The 16,462-nt window shown below is 66.5% G+C and carries 18 protein-coding genes and 1 other RNA gene; 8 read left to right on the forward strand and 11 right to left on the reverse strand.

Going from position 1 to position 16,462, the window contains the following annotated elements; genetic code table 11:
* Window positions 1-30 precede the first annotated feature (30 nt).
* The 3 genes from NFU04_RS09615 to NFU04_RS09625 all read right to left on the reverse strand — a co-directional run bounded on the left by NFU04_RS09615 (window position 31) and on the right by NFU04_RS09625 (window position 2,527).
* The gene (locus tag NFU04_RS09615) at window positions 31-933 is read right to left on the reverse strand and encodes an EamA family transporter (protein WP_251309229.1); all 903 of its coding nucleotides are present in this window, start codon (window positions 931-933) and stop codon (window positions 31-33) included.
* Complete coding sequence (locus tag NFU04_RS09620) at window positions 921-1,202, reverse strand: DUF2218 domain-containing protein (protein WP_251309230.1); 282 nt, start codon at window positions 1,200-1,202, stop codon at window positions 921-923. The genes NFU04_RS09615 and NFU04_RS09620 overlap by 13 nt, the downstream gene beginning before the upstream one ends.
* A gap of 71 nt (window positions 1,203-1,273) precedes the next feature.
* Window positions 1,274-2,527 carry an NAD(P)/FAD-dependent oxidoreductase gene (locus tag NFU04_RS09625; protein ID WP_251309231.1) on the reverse strand — a complete coding sequence of 418 codons (1,254 nt, stop codon included), beginning with the start codon at window positions 2,525-2,527 and terminating at the stop codon, window positions 1,274-1,276.
* 405 nt (window positions 2,528-2,932) lie between these two features.
* Here NFU04_RS09625 and dctP point away from each other — a divergent pair, with 405 nt between their 5' ends.
* The 4 genes from dctP (at window position 2,933) to NFU04_RS09645 (ending at window position 6,983) form a co-directional block, all read left to right on the forward strand.
* A complete protein-coding gene (gene dctP, locus NFU04_RS09630) occupies window positions 2,933-3,952 on the forward strand; it encodes a TRAP transporter substrate-binding protein DctP (RefSeq protein ID WP_146801771.1) in 1,020 nt (339 codons plus the stop codon).
* Window positions 3,945-4,490 (forward strand): TRAP transporter small permease subunit, encoded by a 546-nt coding sequence (locus NFU04_RS09635; protein ID WP_146801770.1) that lies wholly within the window; start codon window positions 3,945-3,947, stop codon window positions 4,488-4,490. Before dctP ends, NFU04_RS09635 begins: the two co-directional genes overlap by 8 nt.
* 89 nt (window positions 4,491-4,579) lie before the next feature.
* Window positions 4,580-5,899, forward strand: a complete 1,320-nt coding sequence (locus NFU04_RS09640; protein WP_146801769.1) for a TRAP transporter large permease — start codon at window positions 4,580-4,582, stop codon at window positions 5,897-5,899.
* 139 nt (window positions 5,900-6,038) lie between these two features.
* On the forward strand, window positions 6,039-6,983 hold the full coding sequence (locus NFU04_RS09645; protein ID WP_251309232.1) for an HNH endonuclease: 945 nt from the start codon (window positions 6,039-6,041) through the stop codon (window positions 6,981-6,983).
* A 72-nt stretch (window positions 6,984-7,055) separates the two neighbouring features.
* On the opposite strand, the gene dnaJ is transcribed toward NFU04_RS09645, so the two are convergent.
* From dnaJ to grpE, 3 genes are all read right to left on the reverse strand, one after another.
* Window positions 7,056-8,204 carry a molecular chaperone DnaJ gene (dnaJ, locus tag NFU04_RS09650; RefSeq protein WP_251309233.1) on the reverse strand — a complete coding sequence of 383 codons (1,149 nt, stop codon included), beginning with the start codon at window positions 8,202-8,204 and terminating at the stop codon, window positions 7,056-7,058.
* A gap of 92 nt (window positions 8,205-8,296) precedes the next feature.
* On the reverse strand, window positions 8,297-10,228 hold the full coding sequence (dnaK, locus tag NFU04_RS09655; RefSeq protein ID WP_251309234.1) for a molecular chaperone DnaK: 1,932 nt from the start codon (window positions 10,226-10,228) through the stop codon (window positions 8,297-8,299).
* A 111-nt stretch (window positions 10,229-10,339) separates the two neighbouring features.
* Entirely contained in the window at window positions 10,340-10,957 is a 618-nt protein-coding gene (grpE, locus tag NFU04_RS09660) for a nucleotide exchange factor GrpE (RefSeq protein WP_251309235.1), read from the reverse strand.
* A gap of 206 nt (window positions 10,958-11,163) precedes the next feature.
* Between grpE and recN the strand changes: the two genes are divergently transcribed.
* Window positions 11,164-12,837 carry a DNA repair protein RecN gene (gene recN / locus NFU04_RS09665; RefSeq protein WP_251309236.1) on the forward strand — a complete coding sequence of 558 codons (1,674 nt, stop codon included), beginning with the start codon at window positions 11,164-11,166 and terminating at the stop codon, window positions 12,835-12,837.
* An 84-nt stretch (window positions 12,838-12,921) separates the two neighbouring features.
* On the opposite strand, the gene fur is transcribed toward recN, so the two are convergent.
* Window positions 12,922-13,365: a ferric iron uptake transcriptional regulator gene (gene fur, locus NFU04_RS09670; protein WP_251309237.1), complete on the reverse strand. Its 444-nt coding sequence runs from the start codon at window positions 13,363-13,365 to the stop codon at window positions 12,922-12,924.
* Window positions 13,366-13,437: 72 nt separating this feature from the next.
* On the opposite strand from fur, the gene NFU04_RS09675 reads away from it, so the two are divergent.
* Window positions 13,438-13,791, forward strand: a complete 354-nt coding sequence (locus tag NFU04_RS09675) for an outer membrane protein assembly factor BamE (protein WP_251309238.1) — start codon at window positions 13,438-13,440, stop codon at window positions 13,789-13,791.
* A gap of 13 nt (window positions 13,792-13,804) precedes the next feature.
* Here the strand turns inward: NFU04_RS09675 and NFU04_RS09680 are convergent, their stop codons facing one another.
* Window positions 13,805-14,107, reverse strand: coding sequence for an RnfH family protein (locus tag NFU04_RS09680; RefSeq protein WP_198058106.1), 303 nt, complete (start codon window positions 14,105-14,107; stop codon window positions 13,805-13,807).
* On the reverse strand, window positions 14,094-14,531 hold the full coding sequence (locus NFU04_RS09685) for a type II toxin-antitoxin system RatA family toxin (RefSeq protein WP_146801760.1): 438 nt from the start codon (window positions 14,529-14,531) through the stop codon (window positions 14,094-14,096). Before NFU04_RS09685 ends, NFU04_RS09680 begins: the two co-directional genes overlap by 14 nt.
* 123 nt (window positions 14,532-14,654) lie before the next feature.
* On the opposite strand from NFU04_RS09685, the gene smpB reads away from it, so the two are divergent.
* Window positions 14,655-15,143 carry an SsrA-binding protein SmpB gene (gene smpB / locus NFU04_RS09690; RefSeq protein ID WP_146801759.1) on the forward strand — a complete coding sequence of 163 codons (489 nt, stop codon included), beginning with the start codon at window positions 14,655-14,657 and terminating at the stop codon, window positions 15,141-15,143.
* Between the two features lie 41 nt (window positions 15,144-15,184).
* Window positions 15,185-15,564, forward strand: a transfer-messenger RNA (tmRNA) gene (gene ssrA / locus NFU04_RS09695).
* A 48-nt stretch (window positions 15,565-15,612) separates the two neighbouring features.
* On the opposite strand, the gene NFU04_RS09700 is transcribed toward ssrA, so the two are convergent.
* Both NFU04_RS09700 and NFU04_RS09705 read right to left on the reverse strand, forming a co-directional pair.
* On the reverse strand, window positions 15,613-16,020 hold the full coding sequence (locus NFU04_RS09700) for a fluoride efflux transporter FluC (RefSeq protein WP_251309239.1): 408 nt from the start codon (window positions 16,018-16,020) through the stop codon (window positions 15,613-15,615).
* On the reverse strand, window positions 16,017-16,406 hold the full coding sequence (locus NFU04_RS09705; RefSeq protein WP_251309240.1) for a fluoride efflux transporter FluC: 390 nt from the start codon (window positions 16,404-16,406) through the stop codon (window positions 16,017-16,019). The genes NFU04_RS09700 and NFU04_RS09705 overlap by 4 nt, the downstream gene beginning before the upstream one ends.
* Between the last annotated feature and the right edge of the window lie 56 nt (window positions 16,407-16,462).

Raw genomic sequence — 16,462 nt, forward strand, 5'->3', positions numbered from 1 at the left:
GCGCCAGTATAACAGGGCCCCGGGCCGCCCTCAGCCTCTCGCTGCCCGACGCCCCTGGCGAAACAGCAGCCCCATGGCCAGCAGCACCAGCAGGCTGCCCGGCAGCCAGGCGAAGTCGAGGCGTGACGGCGCCTGCACCAGGAGCAGCAGCATGGAAACGAAGGGCACCAGGTAGCCATAGGCGGTGACGCTGGCCGGATTCAACACGCCGGTGGCCCTCTGCAGCAGCCAGAAGGTCAGGGCGCTGGAGCCCAGCCCCAGGTAGACGATCAGCAGGGCATCCCGCCAGCCCAGGCCAAGCAACCGGGACGGCGACTCCAGCACCAGCCCCGCCGCCCCCACCAGCAGGGCCCCGCAGGCCAGGCTCCAGAAGGTGCGCACTGCCGCCGACGCGGGGAGCCAGCCCCGCGCCAACCCCCACTTGCTGAGCACCGGATAGCAGGCCGAGGCGACGCAGCCCAGGAAGAAGACCGCCTCGCCGGCCCCGAAGGTCAGCCCCGCGGGGTCCCCCTGGGCCTCGGCGAGGGCCAACCCGAGGGCGCCCAGGGCCCCCAGCGCCAGGATCGCCGGCAATCGCCACCCCGGGCGCTCCACGCCGAGCGGCAGGCCGAGCAGGTAGGCGAGCAGGGGCACGCTGACGAAGAGGGTGGCCATGGCCAGGGGCGTGGTGTGGTGGGCGGCCCAGAACATGGCGCCGAAGAAGCCCGCCAGGCAGGAGCCCAGCAGGCCATAGAGCCACCACTGCCCGCCGCGGGGGAGGAAGGTCGCCTCGCCGCGCACCAGCCAGATCAGGCCGGCGCAGGCGATCACGAAACGCAGGGCGGTCAGCAGCAGGGGCGGCAGCGCACCGAGCCAGCCCACCACCGGAAAGGAGAGCCCTACCAGCAGGGCCCAGAGCAGCATGCCCAGGTGGGCGCGACTCAGTTCTCCCAAACGATATCCAGCGGCTCCTTGCCGGCCATGCGGTCGAGATGGTTGCTGATCACGCCCTCCAGGCGATCCAGCGCCTCTTCGTCCAGGGCCTCGATGGCCACGGTCATGGCCGCATCATCGGCGCGCATCAGGCAGACCCCCTCCTCGAAGGCGACTCGCCCCTGGTTCTCCTCCTGCTCGACCTCGAGCTTGTGGGCCCAGTGCTTGCACAGGCGATGGATCAAGCGGGCCCCGGAGTCGGTGGCGATCACGGCGCGGGAAATGGGCATGGCGGCCTCCTGGCGGTGGACTCAACGCCTCTAGACTAAGGCGCGGCCAGCCGGGACGCCACCCCCGCCACTCAGACCCCGGCGAAACGCTCGGCCCGGAACGGTGCCATGGGCACCGCGGTCTCCTCACCATCCATCATCTCACCCATCAGGCGCCCGGTGACGGGGCCCAGGGTAAAGCCCTGGTGACCATGACCGAAGGCGAACCAGAGCCCCTTGTGACGGGGAGCCGGACCGATCACCGGCTTCATATCCGGCATGCAGGGGCGATTGCCCACCCAGGGGGCGGCGTCCTGGCGGGGCCCCAGGGGGAAGAGTCGACGCGCCACCTTCTCCGCCGCGGCCAGCTGCTCATGGCGCGCCGGCGCGTCCCGGGTGGTCAACTCGGCACCGGTGGTGAGGCGCACCCCGGCGCGCATCGGCGCCAGCAGGTAGCCGGCATCGAAATCCATCAGCCAGTGATTCAGGCGCGCCTCGCCCTCGCCGGCGTAGTGCATGTGATAGCCGCGCTTGGGGAAGAGCGGCAGGCGATAGCCGAGCTGTTGAAGCCAGTCGCCGCTCCAGGGGCCCGCCGCCAGCACCAGCTCCTGCGCCTCCAGGCTGCCGTCGGCCAGGTCCAGGCGCCAGCCGCTGGCAGTACGCACCACCTGGCGCACCTCGCCGCGCTGGAAGCACCCACCGGCGGCCTCGAAGGCCCCGGCATAGGCCCGCACCAGGCCACCGGGATCGAGCACCGTCCAGCTATTGGTCCACTCGATGGCGCCGACGAAGGCCTCGGCGGCCAGATCGGGCTCCTGGGCCTTGAGCTCGGCAGGCGTCAGGGAGCGATAGCCGACGCCGAAACGCCGGGCGGCCTCCTCGGCCTCGCCGGCGAAGGCTTCCAGGTGCTTCTGGCTGCGGAAGGCATCGAACCAGCCCTTGCGACTGATCAGGGCCTCGGCCCCGGCGGCGTCGATCAGGCGCTGATGCTCTTCGGTGGAGCGCATGATCAGGGAGGCGTATTCCGGGACGATCTGCCGATAACTGGCCGGCGCCGAGCGCCGCCAGTACTGGAAGAGCGGCCCGGCGGCGGCGGCCATGCCCTTGAGGCGGTAACGAATGTCGATGCTGCGATTGGGCAGCACCCGCAGCAGGGTGCCCAGGTCGCGGGGAAAGGCATGGGGGAAGACCGCCTCCCGCTGGATAATGCCGGCATTGCCGAAGGAGGTCTCCTCCCCCGGCGCCCGGCGATCGACCAGGGTCACCGAGCGGCCGCGCCGGGCCAGGTGATAAGCGATGGAGGTGCCGACCATACCGGCACCCAGGACCAGAGTCTCGCGAGTCATGCCTGCGGTTCCTTGCTGGGCAGGGGCCGGGGCACATCGCTCCCGGCCGGAAAAACGGAGTACGCCGGGACTCCCACCCCGACGTGGCCTTTCGCGTCACCGAGGCTACGCTGGATAGGTGTTGGAGAGGGGGCGGCGCGGTGCCTTCACTCTAGTCAGCCTCCCGCCGGCAGACAATGCGGCCTCGGCGGCGTGGCGCATCGACGCAATCAGGGCGAAGATTTTGACAAAAAGCTAATTAGGCAACAAACATTTAAAAATGTAGACATTATCCTAACGTTGAAGGGATGCGTATGGAATATTCATCACCCGTGTGATTTACTCAAAGTGCAGTCTGACAGGTCGGGGCCACACCGACCATCGATGACAATCTATAACTCCATAACTGCATCGCAACGAGGTCCCATGAAGCTCTCCACTTTCGTCAAAGGCGCCCTGGCCACCTCCCTGGCCGCCTCCATCGTCGCCAGCCACACCGTCCATGCCGACACCGTGCGCCTGCGCATGCACACCTTCTACGGCACCGAGGTCGACGATATCGCCCGCGACCTGCGCGACCGGGTCAATGAGGCCAGCGACGGCTCCATCCGCATCCAGTTCTTCCGTGCCGGCGAGCTCGTCGACAGCGACCAGTTCGTCGATGCGGTGTCCCGCGGTACCATCGATATCGCCCATGGCGTGGGCAGCTACTGGCCGGGTGCCGTGAGCATCGGCACCATCGAAGGCGGCCTGCCGGGCGCCTGGGTCAACGTCGAAGAAGCCCGCGATATCTTCGAGAATCAGGGCCTCGAGGAGCTGGTCGCCGCCGCCTACGAGGAGCGCGGCGTCAAGCTGATCGGCCGCGGCTTCGGCAGCGACTACGGCCTGGTGACCCGCGAGCCGGTGACCAGCCTGGAAGACCTGCAATCCATGCGCATCCGCGCCACCAGCTCCATCGCCGCGGTGCTGGAGCCGTTCGATATTCCCACCGTCTTCCTGCCCGGCCAGGAGCTCTACGTGGCCCTCTCCACCGGGGTGATCGACGGCGCCGTCTACGGCGGCCCGGTGGAATACGAGCAGCTCAAGCTGCATGAAGTGGCCGGCCACTACACCGACCTCAACCTGCTCAACCCGGGCTGGACCGAGAACGCCCTGATCAACCCCAACACCTGGGAGCGCCTCGACGAGGAGCAGCAGCAGATCCTCACCGACGCCATCGATCAGTACCTGCTGGACGTGCACCAGTGGCTGGAAGAGGGCAACCAGCGCATCATCGACGAGGGCGAGCTGTTCGAATTCGCCGTGCTGCCGCAGGAAGACTCCAACCGCCTCGCCGAGGCCGCCCTGCCGATCTGGGAAGCCGAAGCCGAGAAGGGCGAGCGCCACGCCCAAGCCATCGATATCCTGATCAACAACGCCATCGAGCAAGGACGCCTGAGTGAGTAAAGTCACCCGCTATCTGAGGGTGCAGGATGGCCTTTCCGACTGGGTCGGAAGGGCCACTTCCTGGCTGACGCTGGGCATCATCGGCGTACTGCTCTACGAAGTCGTGGCTCGTTATATCCTCAATGCCCCCACCATCTGGGGGCATGAACTGTCGACCATGTTCTTCGGTGCGCTGAGCATCCTGGCGGGCAGCTACACCCTTCGCCATCACGGTCATGTCCGTAGCGACGTGGTCTATCGATTGCTGCCGTTGCGCGCTCAGGCCTTCTGCGATCTGGTGGTCTTCGCCCTGGGCATCCTGGTACTGACGGTCTTCTTCCGCATGGCGGTGGACTTCGCCTACCACTCCTGGAGCATCGGCGAATTCTCCAACAGCAGCCTCTGGCGTCCGCCCCTCTGGCCGATCAAGGCCACCATTCCGCTGGCCGTCGGCCTGCTGATCCTGCAGTGCCTGGCCGAGCTGGTGCGTGCCGCGCTACGCGTGGCCGGGGTGCGCTACGACGACCCCAGGGATGATGAGGCCAGCGAGACGGCCTGAGGCCGGATTCGTCGAGACCCCCGCATCGCGACAGGGATAGAAACACATTCGACGGCCCCACTCGGGCCCGTCTTGCAAAGGGCTTTCCTATGGCTGGCTTCGAGCCCCTAACGATTACCGCCATCATGTTCTTCTCCATGCTGGTGTTGATGGCAATGGGCGCCCCCCTGGCATGGGCGCTGATGATTTCCGGCATGGGCAGCGCCTACCTGATGTTCGGGCCCGGCGGGCTGGATCTGCTGCTGGCCTCGGCCTTCAGCGCGATGGACAACTTCCTGCTCGTCTCACTGCCGCTGTTTATCTTCATGGGCCTGGTGCTGGAGCGCTCGGGGATCACCGATGATCTCTTCGAGATGATCCATAAGCTGATGGGCAGCCTACCCGGCGGCCTGGGCGTGGGCACGGTGCTGATCTGCGCACTGATCGCCGCCATGGCCGGCGTCTCCGGTGCCGCCACGGTCAGCCTGGGCATCATCGCCTTGCCCGCCATGCTCAAGCGTGGCTATCACAAGCGCCTGGTCACTGGCACCATCATGGCCGGCGGCGCCCTGGGCTTTCTGATTCCGCCCAGCGTGCTGATGATCGTCTACGCCTTCCTGGCCCGGGAGTCGGTGGGCAAGCTGTTCACCGCCGGCCTGATGCCGGGGCTGATGCTGGCGGGCATCTACATGGCCTATATCCTGATCCGCTGCCGAATCAACCCGGAACTGGGCCCGGCGGCGCCGAAGGAAGAGCGCTTCACGCCCCTGGAGAAGCTCAAGTCGCTGCGCCATGTGATCGCCCCGGGCCTGCTGGTCTTCGCCGTGCTGGGCTGCATCATCGGCGGCGTCACCTCCCCCTCCGAGGCCTCCGCCGTGGGTGCCGGTGGCGCCCTGCTGATCGCCGCCCTGCGCGGTAAGCTCAACTGGGGGCTGCTGCGCTACGTGATGCTCAATACCACCAAGATCACCGGCATGCTGCTGTGGATCGCGATTGCCGCGGTCTTCTTCAGCCGAATCTACATGGGCCTGGGCGCCGGGATGATCCTCAGCGAGATCATCGAGGACTTCGCCCTGTCGCCCTATACGGTGATCATCGTCATGGTGCTGAGCTTCTTCGTGCTGGGGATGTTCCTGGATGACTTCGCCATCCTCTTTATCACCATCCCCCTCTATGTGCCCATCGTGCGGGAACTGGGCTTCGACACCACCTGGTTCGCGGTGCTGTTTATCCTCAGCATGCAGTCCGCCTACCTAACGCCACCCTTCGGCTACAACCTCTTCTACATGCGCTCGGTGGCGCCCAAGTCGATCACCATCACCGATATCTATCGCTCGGCCCTGCCCTTCGTGGGCCTGCAGATCCTCGGCCTGGCGCTGATCATCATCTTCCCGAGCATCGCCCTGTGGCTGCCGGAGCTGCTCTTCTAGCCCCGCCACGCCACCCGGCACAACCTGCTGCGCTTTCCGCCCCCTCTCCAGAGGGGGCTTTTTTGTCTCTGCGGAGCCACTCAGGAGCCGCCATGCTAGGCTGGGCTTGAATTCACAAAAGGCGATAAAGGAAGACGACGTGAATGCATCCTTGGAGTGCCTGGGCAGGCTCAGGGTCGGGCATAGCAAGGGAGTGCCGGCCCCCAACAAGCCCTGCCTCTTGCTGGCGATCATCTGCGAAATCCAGGCGGGGCATATCGCCTCTCCCCGGGTCACCATCGATGACCGGCTGATCGCCCGCTATCACGACCTTTATGAAGCAGCCACCGGGAACAGGTCGTCCGCCAACCCCCAGCTTCCCCTCTGGCATCTGAGAAATGACCAGGGCCCATCGGGCCCCCTCTGGTCGCCGGAGTTCACGGACAGCCTGAGCGCCGTGGAGCCACAACTCGGCCAGCCCAAGTCCCTCAGGAAGCTTCGGGAGCGCTTTACCAGTGCCCGACTGGACGCCACCCTCTTCGAGGCCCTCCGGAGTGAACCTGTCTCGCGAGAGGCGTGCGCCCTGCTGGTATCTCGTTACTTCTCCGCCGCCCCGAAAGCCTACCAGGCACTGCACACCTACCTGACCACGGCACTGGAAAGCGGCAACTATGAGCGGCATCCCGAGCGACTGAAAGGCAGTGTGAAAGAACCAAGCCAGACCTATGCCCGCTCCGCCGCCTTTCGCTCCTTGGTGCTGGAGGCCTACGACTACCGCTGCGCAGCAAGCCGCCTGCGCTATATCACACCGGACTATCGCTACCTAGTGGAGGCCGCCCACCTGATCCCCTTCGCCGAGAGCCAGGACGATCGACCGACCAACGGCATCGCCCTGACGCCCAACCTGCACTGGGCCATGGACAACCAGTTGATCGCCCCGGGACCGGACCATCGCTGGCACGTCAGCCCCGGTATCGACACGCTGAATAGCGATAATCGCTGGCTCTGCGAGCTGGACGACCACCCGCTGGTGCTGCCCAGGGATCCCGACCGCCAGCCCTGCCGCGAGGCGCTGGCCTGGCGCCTGGAACGCTTGCTGAGTTGACGCCCCGAAACGGCCAGGCCCCGGTATCTGGGGATACCGGGGCCTGGTAGGCACGTCGAGGGAGGAGGCCGCTTAGGGCTTCATATCCTCGAAGAACTTCTTCACGCCGTCGAAGAAGCTCTTCTTGCGCGGCGAGTGGCTATTGGATTCGCCGAGGCTCTCCTGGAACTTGCGCAGCAGCTCCTTCTGCTCCTCGGAGAGGCTGATCGGGGTCTCCAGTACCACTCGGCACAGCAGGTCGCCGGCGGGGCCGCCGCGCACCGGCTTGACGCCCTTGCCCTTGAGGCGGAACAGCTTGCCGGTCTGGGTCTCGGCGGGAATCTTCAGCTTGACCCGGCCGTCCAGGGTCGGCACCTCCAGTTCGCCGCCCAGCGCCGCGTCGACGAAGTTGATCGGCACCTCGCACTGCAGGTGGCGGCCGTCACGCTGGAAGATCGGGTGCGGCTTGATGGCCACCTGGACGTAGAGGTCCCCGGGGGGGCCACCGTTGATGCCGGTTTCACCCTCGCCATTCAGGCGAATGCGGTCGCCGGTATCGACCCCCGCGGGAATCTTCACCGACAGGGTGCGGGTCTCGCGCACCCGGCCCTCGCCGTGACACTTGTGGCAGGGCACCTTGATGTGCTGACCGCTGCCGTGACAGGTCGGGCAGGTCTGCTGCACGGCGAAGAAGCCCTGCTGCATGCGCACCTGGCCATGACCGCTACAGGTGGGGCAGGTCTCCTTGGTGGAGCCGGGCTCGGCGCCCTCGCCGTCACAGCGCTCGCACTCCACATGCCGCGGCACGCGGATATCGACGCTGGTGCCGGTGACGGCATCTTCCAGGTCGAGCTCCAGGTTGTAGCGCAGGTCGCTGCCGCGCTGGGGGGCGTTGGGATTACGCCGACCACCACCGCCGCCACCGAAGATATCGCCGAACACATCGCCGAAGATATCGCTGAAGCCGCCGGCCCCGGCGCCACCGAAGCCACCGCCGCCGAAGCCGCCGGCCTGGCCGTCGACGCCGGCATGACCGAACTGATCATAGGCGGCGCGCTTCTCGCCGTCGGCCAGCACCTCGTAGGCCTCGGAGACCTCGCGAAACTTCTCCGCCGAGGTATCGTCGTCCGGGTTGCGGTCGGGATGATACTTCTGGGCCAGGCGTCGGTAGGCCTTCTTGATCTCTTTCTGGTCGGCACCGCGCTCTACGCCCAGCACCTCATAATAATCGCGTTTGGACATCGGTCTGTCCGCCTCCGTCGCGGCACCGCGGAAACACCAACGCGGGAGTCAGGCCCCCGCGCTGGTGTCATCCTTGATGCCGATGTCGTGGTTTACTGCTTTTTCTGGTCGTCGTTGACTTCTTCGTACTCGGCGTCGACCACGTCATCGTCCTGCTTGGCACCGGCGTCCTGCGCCTCGCCACCGGCCTGCTGGGCGGCCTCGGCCTGCTCGGCGTACATCTTCTGGGCGACCTGGCCGGAGGCCTCGGTGAGCTTGTCCAGCTTGGCCTGGATCTCGTCCTTGTCGTCGCCCTTCAGCGCCTCCTCGAGCTCGCCGATGGCGCTCTCGATGGCCTGCTTCTCCTCGTCGCTGGCCTTGTCGCCGGCCTCTTCCAGGGTCTTCTTGGAGGCGTGGATCATGCCGTCGGCCTGGTTGCGCAGGGCCACCAGCTCCTCGAACTTCTTGTCCTCGTCGGCATGCGCCTCGGCGTCGCGGACCATCTGTTCGATCTCGTCATCGGAGAGGCCACTGGAAGCCTTGATGACGATCGACTGCTCCTTGCCGGTGGCCTTGTCCTTGGCGGAGACGTGCAGGATGCCGTTGGCGTCCAGGTCGAAGGCGACCTCGATCTGCGGCACGCCGCGCGGCGCCGGCGGGATGTCGGCCAGGTCGAAGCGACCCAGGGACTTGTTGCCGCCCGCCTGCTTGCGCTCGCCCTGCAGCACGTGGATGGTCACGGCGGTCTGGTTGTCATCCGCGGTGGAGAAGGTCTGGGTCTTCTTGGTCGGGATGGTGGTGTTCTTCTCGATCAGCGGCGTCATCACGCCACCCAGGGTCTCGATCCCCAGGGTCAGCGGAGTCACGTCGAGCAGCAGCACGTCCTTGACGTCACCGCCCAGCACGCCGCCCTGGATCGCCGCGCCCACGGCCACGGCTTCGTCCGGGTTGACGTCCTTGCGGGCGTCCTTGCCGAAGAAGTCGGCCACGCTCTTCTGCACCAGCGGCATGCGGGTCTGGCCGCCGACCAGGATGACGTCGTCGACCTCGGAGGCGGAGATGCCCGCGTCCTTCAGGGCGACCTTGCAGGGCTCCAGAGAGCGCTTGACCAGCTCCTCGACCAGCGACTCCAGCTTGGCCCGAGTCACCTTGACGTTGAGGTGCTTGGGACCGGTGTTGTCGGCGGTGATGTAGGGCAGGTTGACGTCGGTCTGCTGGGCGCTGGAGAGCTCGATCTTGGCCTTCTCGGCGGCTTCCTTGAGGCGCTGCATGGCCAGGTTGTCGCCGGACAGGTCGATGCCGCTGTCGGCCTTGAACTGATCGACCAGGTAGTTGATCAGGTGCATGTCGAAGTCTTCGCCACCCAGGAAGGTGTCGCCGTTGGTGGCCAGCACCTCGAACTGGGTCTCGCCGTCGACGTCGGCCACTTCGATGATGGAGATATCGAAGGTACCGCCACCCAGGTCATAGACCGCGATGGTCTTGTCGCCGCGGGACTTGTCCATGCCGTAGGCCAGGGCCGCCGCGGTCGGCTCGTTGATGATGCGCTTGACCTCGAGGCCGGCGATGCGGCCGGCATCCTTGGTGGCCTGACGCTGGCTGTCGTTGAAGTAGGCCGGCACGGTGATGACCGCCTCGGTGACTTCCTCACCCAGGTAGTCTTCCGCGGTCTTCTTCATCTTCTTCAGCACTTCGGCGCTGACCTGCGGCGGCGCCAGCTTCTTGCCCTTCACCTCGACCCAGGCGTCGCCGTTGTCGGCCTCGGTGATGGCGTAGGGCACCATCTTGATGTCCTTCTGAACGACGTCGTCCTTGAAGCGGCGACCGATCAGGCGCTTGATGGCATAGAGGGTGTTCTGCGGGTTGGTGACCGCCTGACGTTTGGCCGCCTGACCCACCAGGGTCTCGCCATCATCGGTGTAGGCGATGATGGACGGCGTGGTGCGGCCACCTTCGGCGTTCTCGATGACTTTGGCGCTGTCGCCGTCGAGCACGGCCACACAAGAGTTGGTGGTCCCCAGGTCAATACCGATGATGCGTCCCATAGGAAATCCTCGAAAAGTCGTGATCTTGAATTCGTGCGTTGCGGCCTTCGCCGCGGCGTTGTGCTGTATGTGGGGGAGGCCTTGTGGCTTTTCAAGCCCCCCTCTTGCGGCTCAACCGACGGACTGGCTGACCACCACCATGGCCGGGCGCACCAGGCGACCGTTGAGCAGGTAGCCCTTCTGCATCACGTCCATGACGGTGTTGGGCTCCAACTCGGGGTTGGGCACCATGGCCATGGCCTCGTGCACCTGCGGATCGAAGGGCTCGCCGGCGGGCTCCACCATCTCGACGCCGAACTTGGTCAGCACATCGCGCTGCATCTTCAGGGTCATGGCCACCCCTTCGCGGTGCGCCTCGCTGGCCTCTCCGTCCATGGCTTCCAGGGCCTTCTCCAGGCTGTCCACCACCGGCAGCAGCTCCTTGACGAACTTCTCCAGGGCGAACTTGCGCGCCTTCTCCGCCTCCTGCTCGGCGCGGCGGCGCACGTTCTGGGCCTCGGCGGCGGCACGCAGGGCTTGGTCCTTGGCCTCGGCCAGGCCCTGCTCCAGCTCCTCGACCCGGGCCGCCAGCACCTCGGCCTCGGGGTTGTCGCTGGGCTCGCCCTGGCTCTCGGCTTGCTCGACCGCCTCGGCGGCGGACTCCACCTCGCCCTCCACGGGCTGCGCTTCGGCCTCCCGTTCCTGGCGCATCAGCTCCTCGTCCAGTGGGGTCTGCGGATCTTTGGCCATGGGTATCTCCTGACGTCGGCGGCGGCGCGGAGCCACCACGCTTGGGGTTGAGCTTGAGTTGCTCCCTGATATGGGGATGCCGGCGGCGATCTCAAGGGAGGAATCGCGGGAGCATTGTCGTCACCCTTGGGCTACTGTATAAAACACTGTATAAAAGAACAGACTGACTCGCCGGTCCCGCCGCACGACCCAGGGAGGAATAGGCCATGCTGGTGCAGCTTGCGATCCACGATTACGCCATCGTCGACGACCTGGAACTGGACCTGGGTGGCGGCATGACCGCCATTACCGGGGAGACCGGCGCCGGCAAGTCGATCCTGTTGGGCGCCCTGGGGCTGTGCTTGGGCGAGCGCGCCGATGCCGGCAGCGTGCGCCACGGCGCCGAACGCGCCGACCTCAGCGCCCGTTTCGAGATCGCCACCCTGCCCGAGGCGCGCGCCTGGCTCGAGGCCCGGGACCTGCCCGCCGACGACTGCCTGCTGCGCCGGGTAGTCACCACCAATGGTCGCTCCAAGGCATGGATCAACGGCCAGCCCGCCACCGTGGCCGACCTGCGCGGCCTCGGCGAGCGCCTGATCCAGGTGCATGGCCAGCACGCCCACCAGGCGCTGCTGCGCGAGGAGACCCACCTCAGCCTGCTCGATGACTTCGCCGGCCAGGCCGGTGCCGCCGCCGAGCTGGCCGAGACCTTCCGCCAGTGGCAGGCCAGTCGCCGACGCCTCAAGCGCCTGGCCGAGAGCGGCGAGGAACTGGCCGCCCGGCGCCAGTTGCTGCGCTACCAGGTGGATGAGCTCGACGCCCTGGCCCTGGCCGACGGCGAGCTGGAGACCCTGGAACAGGAACAGGAGACCCTGGCTCATGCCGAGGAGAGCCTGCGTGAGGCGCAGTTTGCCGCCCAGTGCTGCGACGACGACGAAGGCGGTGCCCTGGCCCTGCTGCACCAGGCGGCCAGCCGCCTGAGCGTGCTGCCGGGCAGCGATCGCGGCGCCCTGGCCGAGGCCCTGGGCCTGCTCGAGGAGGCGCAGATCCAGGTCGGCGAGGCGAGCCGCGAACTGCAGCGCTTCGCCGATACCACCGAGCTGGACCCGGAGCGTCTGGCCTGGGTCGATGGCCGCCTGGGCGAAGTGCACCGCATCGCCCGCAAGCATCACTGCCTGCCCGAGGAACTGACCGAGCTGCACCAGCGCCTGGCGACGGAACTGGCCGGCCTGGAGGGCGGCGTAGGGGACCTGGAGCAGCTCGCCGCCGAGGTGGAGACCCTGGGCGAACGGTGGCGCCAACAGGCCAAGGCCCTGTCGAAGGCACGTCGCGAGGCCGCCGGCCGGCTGGCCAAGGCGGTGCAGCAGCAGCTGACCTTCCTGGCCATGGGCAAGGCCCGCTTCGAGGTGCGAGTCGGCGAGCGGGAGGCCCCCGCCGCCGAGGGCCTGGACCGCGTTGCCTTCCTGATCGCCGCCAACCCGGGACAACCGCCCCGCCCCCTGGCCAAGGTGGCCTCCGGCGGCGAACTGTCGCGGATCAGCCTGGCCATCCAGGTGGTGGCGGCCAGCCACTCCACCATTCCCAGCCTGGTCTTCGACGAGGTCGATGTGGGCATCTCCGGCGCCACCGCGGAGATCGTCGGCCAGCTGCTCAAGCGCCTGGGCGCCGCGGGCCAGGTACTGACGGTGACCCACCTGCCCCAGGTGGCCGCCCAGGCCCACCAGCACCTGCATATCGAGAAGCAGGCCAAGCGTGACACCACCCTGACCCGCATGGCGCTGCTGGACGGCGCCGGCCGGGTACGCGAACTGGCGCGGATGCTGGGCGGGGTGAATCTCTCGGACCAGACCCTGGCCCATGCCCGAGAGATGCTCGACGCCAGCCAGCGCCCGCACCATTAAGGCCACTCCGCCACGCCCCAGCCCAAACGCACTCGGCCCCGATCAAGGATCGGGGCCGAGGGATCTAACGAAGCAGAATGCCGCCTACTTCTTCTGAATGCCTTCCTGGCGGGTCGCCTTGGAGCCCTTGGGGCGCACATAGAGCACCAGGGCGTGATCGACGAGTTCGAAGCCGTGCTCCTCGGCGATCTCCTGCTGACGACGCTCGATGGTCTCATCGAAGAACTCGATGATCTCACCGCTTTCCAGACACACCATATGGTCATGGTGCTCGTCATGGGAAAGCTCGAAGACGGCGTGACCGCCATCGAAGTTGTGACGCATTACCAGGCCGGCGGACTCGAACTGGGTCAGCACCCGGTAGACGGTGGCCAGGCCAACATCCTCACCGGCGTCCAACAGGGCTTTATAAACGTCCTCGGCACTCAGGTGACGGTCACTGGTGCTCTCGAGGATCTGCAGGATCTTGACGCGCGGCAGGGTCACCTTGAGCCCGGCCTTGCGCAATTCATGGTTCTGGTCGGCCATGGTTGCTCTTCGCAGTAAGGTGTAGGGTCGGGTATGATCGACCAAATCAACGATAGTGAAGAACAGGCGCAAATGCAAAAGCTGATTAAAACAGTCACCCTTTCCGTCGCCCTGACCCTGGTCAGCGGCTGCAGCTATTTCGGCGTCTACAAGCGTGACCTGCCCCAGGGCAACCTGGTGGAGCAGAGCACCGTGGAACGGCTGCAACCCGGCATGAGCCGCAGTCAGGTGCGCCAGCTGATGGGCAGTCCGCTACTGGAGGCCCCCTTCGATGCCGACCAGTGGGACTATGTGTTCCGCCTCGACAAGGCCTATGGCGGCGTGGAACAGCGCCGGGTCACCCTGACCTTCGTCAACGACCGCCTGGCGGACGTGGCGACCCAGGGCGACCTCTCCGGAGATATCGAGCTGCCCACCGGGGAGTGACTCCTCGGCCACCTCAGCCTCCGGCGGCCCGTTGCCGCCGCGCCGCCTTGGGGTCGATCTGCAGGGGGCGGTAGATCTCGACCCGATCGCCCTCCCGCAGGGCATGGGCTTCGGGGTCGCGCAGCGCCTTGCCGAAGATGCCCAGGGGCGCCGCCTCGAAGGTCTCGGCGGGCAGCTCGGGAAACTGCTCATGGATGCGCGATAGCCGCACAGCCTGGCGGGGCGTGGTGCCCGGCGCCACGTCCAGGGCGACGATGCGCTGCTTCTCCGGCAGCGCGAACGCCACCTCGATGCTCAGCGATTCAGTAGCGGCCATAGAGGTCGTCGGCGCGACGCGTGAAGGAGTCCACCAGTTGGCCGGCCACCTGCTGGAAGAGTCGGCCGAAGGCCATGCCCAGCAGCCGGCTGGCGAACTCGAACTCCAGTTCCAGGCTCACCTTGCAGGCATTCTCGCCCATCGGCGTGAACAGCCAGCGCCCCTGCAGGCGGCGAAAGGGGCCACGCACCAGCGAGAGCTCGATGCGCTCCGGAGCATGCAGGTCGTTGCGGGTGGTGAAGCTCTGCTCGATGCCCGCCTTGGCCAGGGTCAGCTCCCCCACCAGATGGGCCTCGTCCTGCTCCAGCAGCCGGGCATAGCGACAGCCCGGCAGGAACTCCGGGTAGCTTTCGAAATCATTGACCAGATCGAACATGGCCTGGGGGGAGTGCCGCACTAGGGCGGACCGATTGACCGTAGGCATCTACCTCTCCGCTGACTTTACAGGGCCCTGGGCGTATCATGAGCGGTTGTTTTGCTCGAATGGTATCACGCTTCCCTCCCTGTCGGAGGGGCCAGCCAACGCTAGATCACGACACGAGGTTCCATGGCCAAGAAAGGCAAGGGCAAGGGCCCCGGCAGCAATGTCATCGCCCAGAACAAGAAGGCGCGCTTCGAATACCATATTGACGAGACCTTCGAGGCCGGCCTGGCGCTGGCCGGCTGGGAGGTCAAGAGCCTGCGTGCCGGCAAGGCCCAGCTCACCGACACCTATATCCTGGTGCGGCGCGGCGAGGCCTGGCTGATGGGCTGTCATATCACCCCGCTGAACACCGCCAGCACCCACGAGATCGCCGATCCCACGCGTACCCGCAAGCTGCTGCTGCACAAGAAGGAGATCGCCAAGATCTTCTCGCGCACCCAGGACAAGGGCCACACCTGCGTCCCCCTCAAGCTCTACTGGAAGGGTAGCCGGGTGAAGTGCGAACTGGCCCTGGTGACCGGCAAGAAGCTGCATGACAAGCGGGCCACCGAGAAAGATCGCGACTGGAATCGTCAAAAGGGTCGCATCATGCGGGAACATGCCAAGGCCTAGGCTGTCATAACCTCGGGCAAGCTGATAGAATGCCCAGTTACGGGGGCGACATGGCTTCGACGCCGGTGACAACCCTTGAGGTGCATGCCGAGAGCGTGATGTATCTCGTAAATCCAACATCACAATTAAATAGTCGCAAACGACGAAAACTACGCTCAGGGCGCGCTGGCAGCTTAAACGCTGTTAGCTTCTTGTCCGGCCCCAACGCGATGTGCCCATTCATCGCCGAGGGGATACGAGCCAAGACTGATGGGATCGCGTCCGGTGGCGTCTTCACGCCGGTCGTTAAACTCTCGAAGAATCGCGCGTCTGGATCCTGCTCGTCGGAGCCAGCCGTGTTAAATCAAAAGACGAAACTAAGCATGTAGAGCTGATAGGCGAGTGCCGGCGGACGCGGGTTCGATCCCCGCCGCCTCCACCACTTGAAGACAGGGCCTCCTTCGCGGAGGCCCTTGTCGTTTCTGACGCCCTAGTCGTTCGGCAGGCTCCAGCGCGCCTTGAGCCGCTCGCCGAGGAGGGTGCCCACCCAGGCGCCGATCAGCCAGAGCCCCACCGAGCCGCCCAGATAGCTCGCGGCCAGGCCGGTGGCGCCCCCTTGCCAGAGCTCGACCACTTCCAGGCTAAATAGCGAGAAGGTGGTAAAGCCGCCGCAGACGCCGGCCAGCCAGAAGTGCTGGGCCATGGGCGAGAGCCGCCAGCGCCCCGGCACCCACACCAGGGTGGCGATCAGCCCCATGGCCAGGGCGCCGAGGCCGTTGGCCAACAGGGTCGCCCAGGGGAAGGCCGAGCCCCATGGCAGCACGGCGAGTCCATAGCGCAGCAGCGCCCCCAGGCCGCTGCCCAACCCCGCCGCCACCACCAGCCGCCCCTGGGTCATGCCGCCCCCGGGGCGAACAGGCCGGCGCCCAGGGCATGACCCACTATCAGGGCGGCGAGCCCCAGCGCCAGGGTCATCACCAGGTTGAGCCAGCCCAGGCCGGGGCGAGGGCCACGCAGCAGAGTCAGGGTCTGGTAGGCGAAGGAGGAGACGGTGGTGAAACTGCCCAGCAGGCCGACGGCCAGCAGCAGCCAGAGCGCACCGCCCGCGCTGCCATGCGCCGCGATGCCGCCCAGAGCCAGGGCCCCGAGGAGATTGACCGCCAGGGTTCCCCAGGGGAACTCGCTGGGCGCATGACGCCCAACCCACTGGCCGAGCCAGACACGCCCCATTCCCCCCAGGACACCCCCCAGCATCACCAGCAGCAAGCTTGGCCCGGCTCCCATGCCCGATCTCCCGTTCTCGCGGTGGAGCCAATGCTACCCGCGCCTGCATAGAAAGC

Source organism: Halomonas sp. NCCP-2165 (genome assembly GCF_023708045.1).
GTDB classification, from domain to species: domain Bacteria; phylum Pseudomonadota; class Gammaproteobacteria; order Pseudomonadales; family Halomonadaceae; genus Bisbaumannia; species Bisbaumannia pacifica.

Bases quoted from the DNA above. Each gene is read 5' to 3' on its own strand.
- smpB (WP_146801759.1), top strand. From the start codon at position 14,655: ATGGCCAAGAAAGGCAAGGGCAAGGGCCCCGGCAGCAATGTCATCGCC.
- grpE (WP_251309235.1), bottom strand. From the start codon at position 10,957: ATGGCCAAAGATCCGCAGACCCCACTGGACGAGGAGCTGATGCGCCAG.
- fur (WP_251309237.1), bottom strand. From the start codon at position 13,365: ATGGCCGACCAGAACCATGAATTGCGCAAGGCCGGGCTCAAGGTGACC.
- recN (WP_251309236.1), top strand. From the start codon at position 11,164: ATGCTGGTGCAGCTTGCGATCCACGATTACGCCATCGTCGACGACCTG.
- NFU04_RS09680 (WP_198058106.1), bottom strand. From the start codon at position 14,107: ATGGCCGCTACTGAATCGCTGAGCATCGAGGTGGCGTTCGCGCTGCCG.
- NFU04_RS09625 (WP_251309231.1), bottom strand. From the start codon at position 2,527: ATGACTCGCGAGACTCTGGTCCTGGGTGCCGGTATGGTCGGCACCTCC.
- dnaK (WP_251309234.1), bottom strand. From the start codon at position 10,228: ATGGGACGCATCATCGGTATTGACCTGGGGACCACCAACTCTTGTGTG.
- NFU04_RS09685 (WP_146801760.1), bottom strand. From the start codon at position 14,531: ATGCCTACGGTCAATCGGTCCGCCCTAGTGCGGCACTCCCCCCAGGCC.
- NFU04_RS09705 (WP_251309240.1), bottom strand. From the start codon at position 16,406: ATGGGAGCCGGGCCAAGCTTGCTGCTGGTGATGCTGGGGGGTGTCCTG.
- NFU04_RS09620 (WP_251309230.1), bottom strand. From the start codon at position 1,202: ATGCCCATTTCCCGCGCCGTGATCGCCACCGACTCCGGGGCCCGCTTG.
- NFU04_RS09640 (WP_146801769.1), top strand. From the start codon at position 4,580: ATGGCTGGCTTCGAGCCCCTAACGATTACCGCCATCATGTTCTTCTCC.
- dnaJ (WP_251309233.1), bottom strand. From the start codon at position 8,204: ATGTCCAAACGCGATTATTATGAGGTGCTGGGCGTAGAGCGCGGTGCC.
- dctP (WP_146801771.1), top strand. From the start codon at position 2,933: ATGAAGCTCTCCACTTTCGTCAAAGGCGCCCTGGCCACCTCCCTGGCC.
- NFU04_RS09675 (WP_251309238.1), top strand. From the start codon at position 13,438: ATGCAAAAGCTGATTAAAACAGTCACCCTTTCCGTCGCCCTGACCCTG.
- NFU04_RS09700 (WP_251309239.1), bottom strand. From the start codon at position 16,020: ATGACCCAGGGGCGGCTGGTGGTGGCGGCGGGGTTGGGCAGCGGCCTG.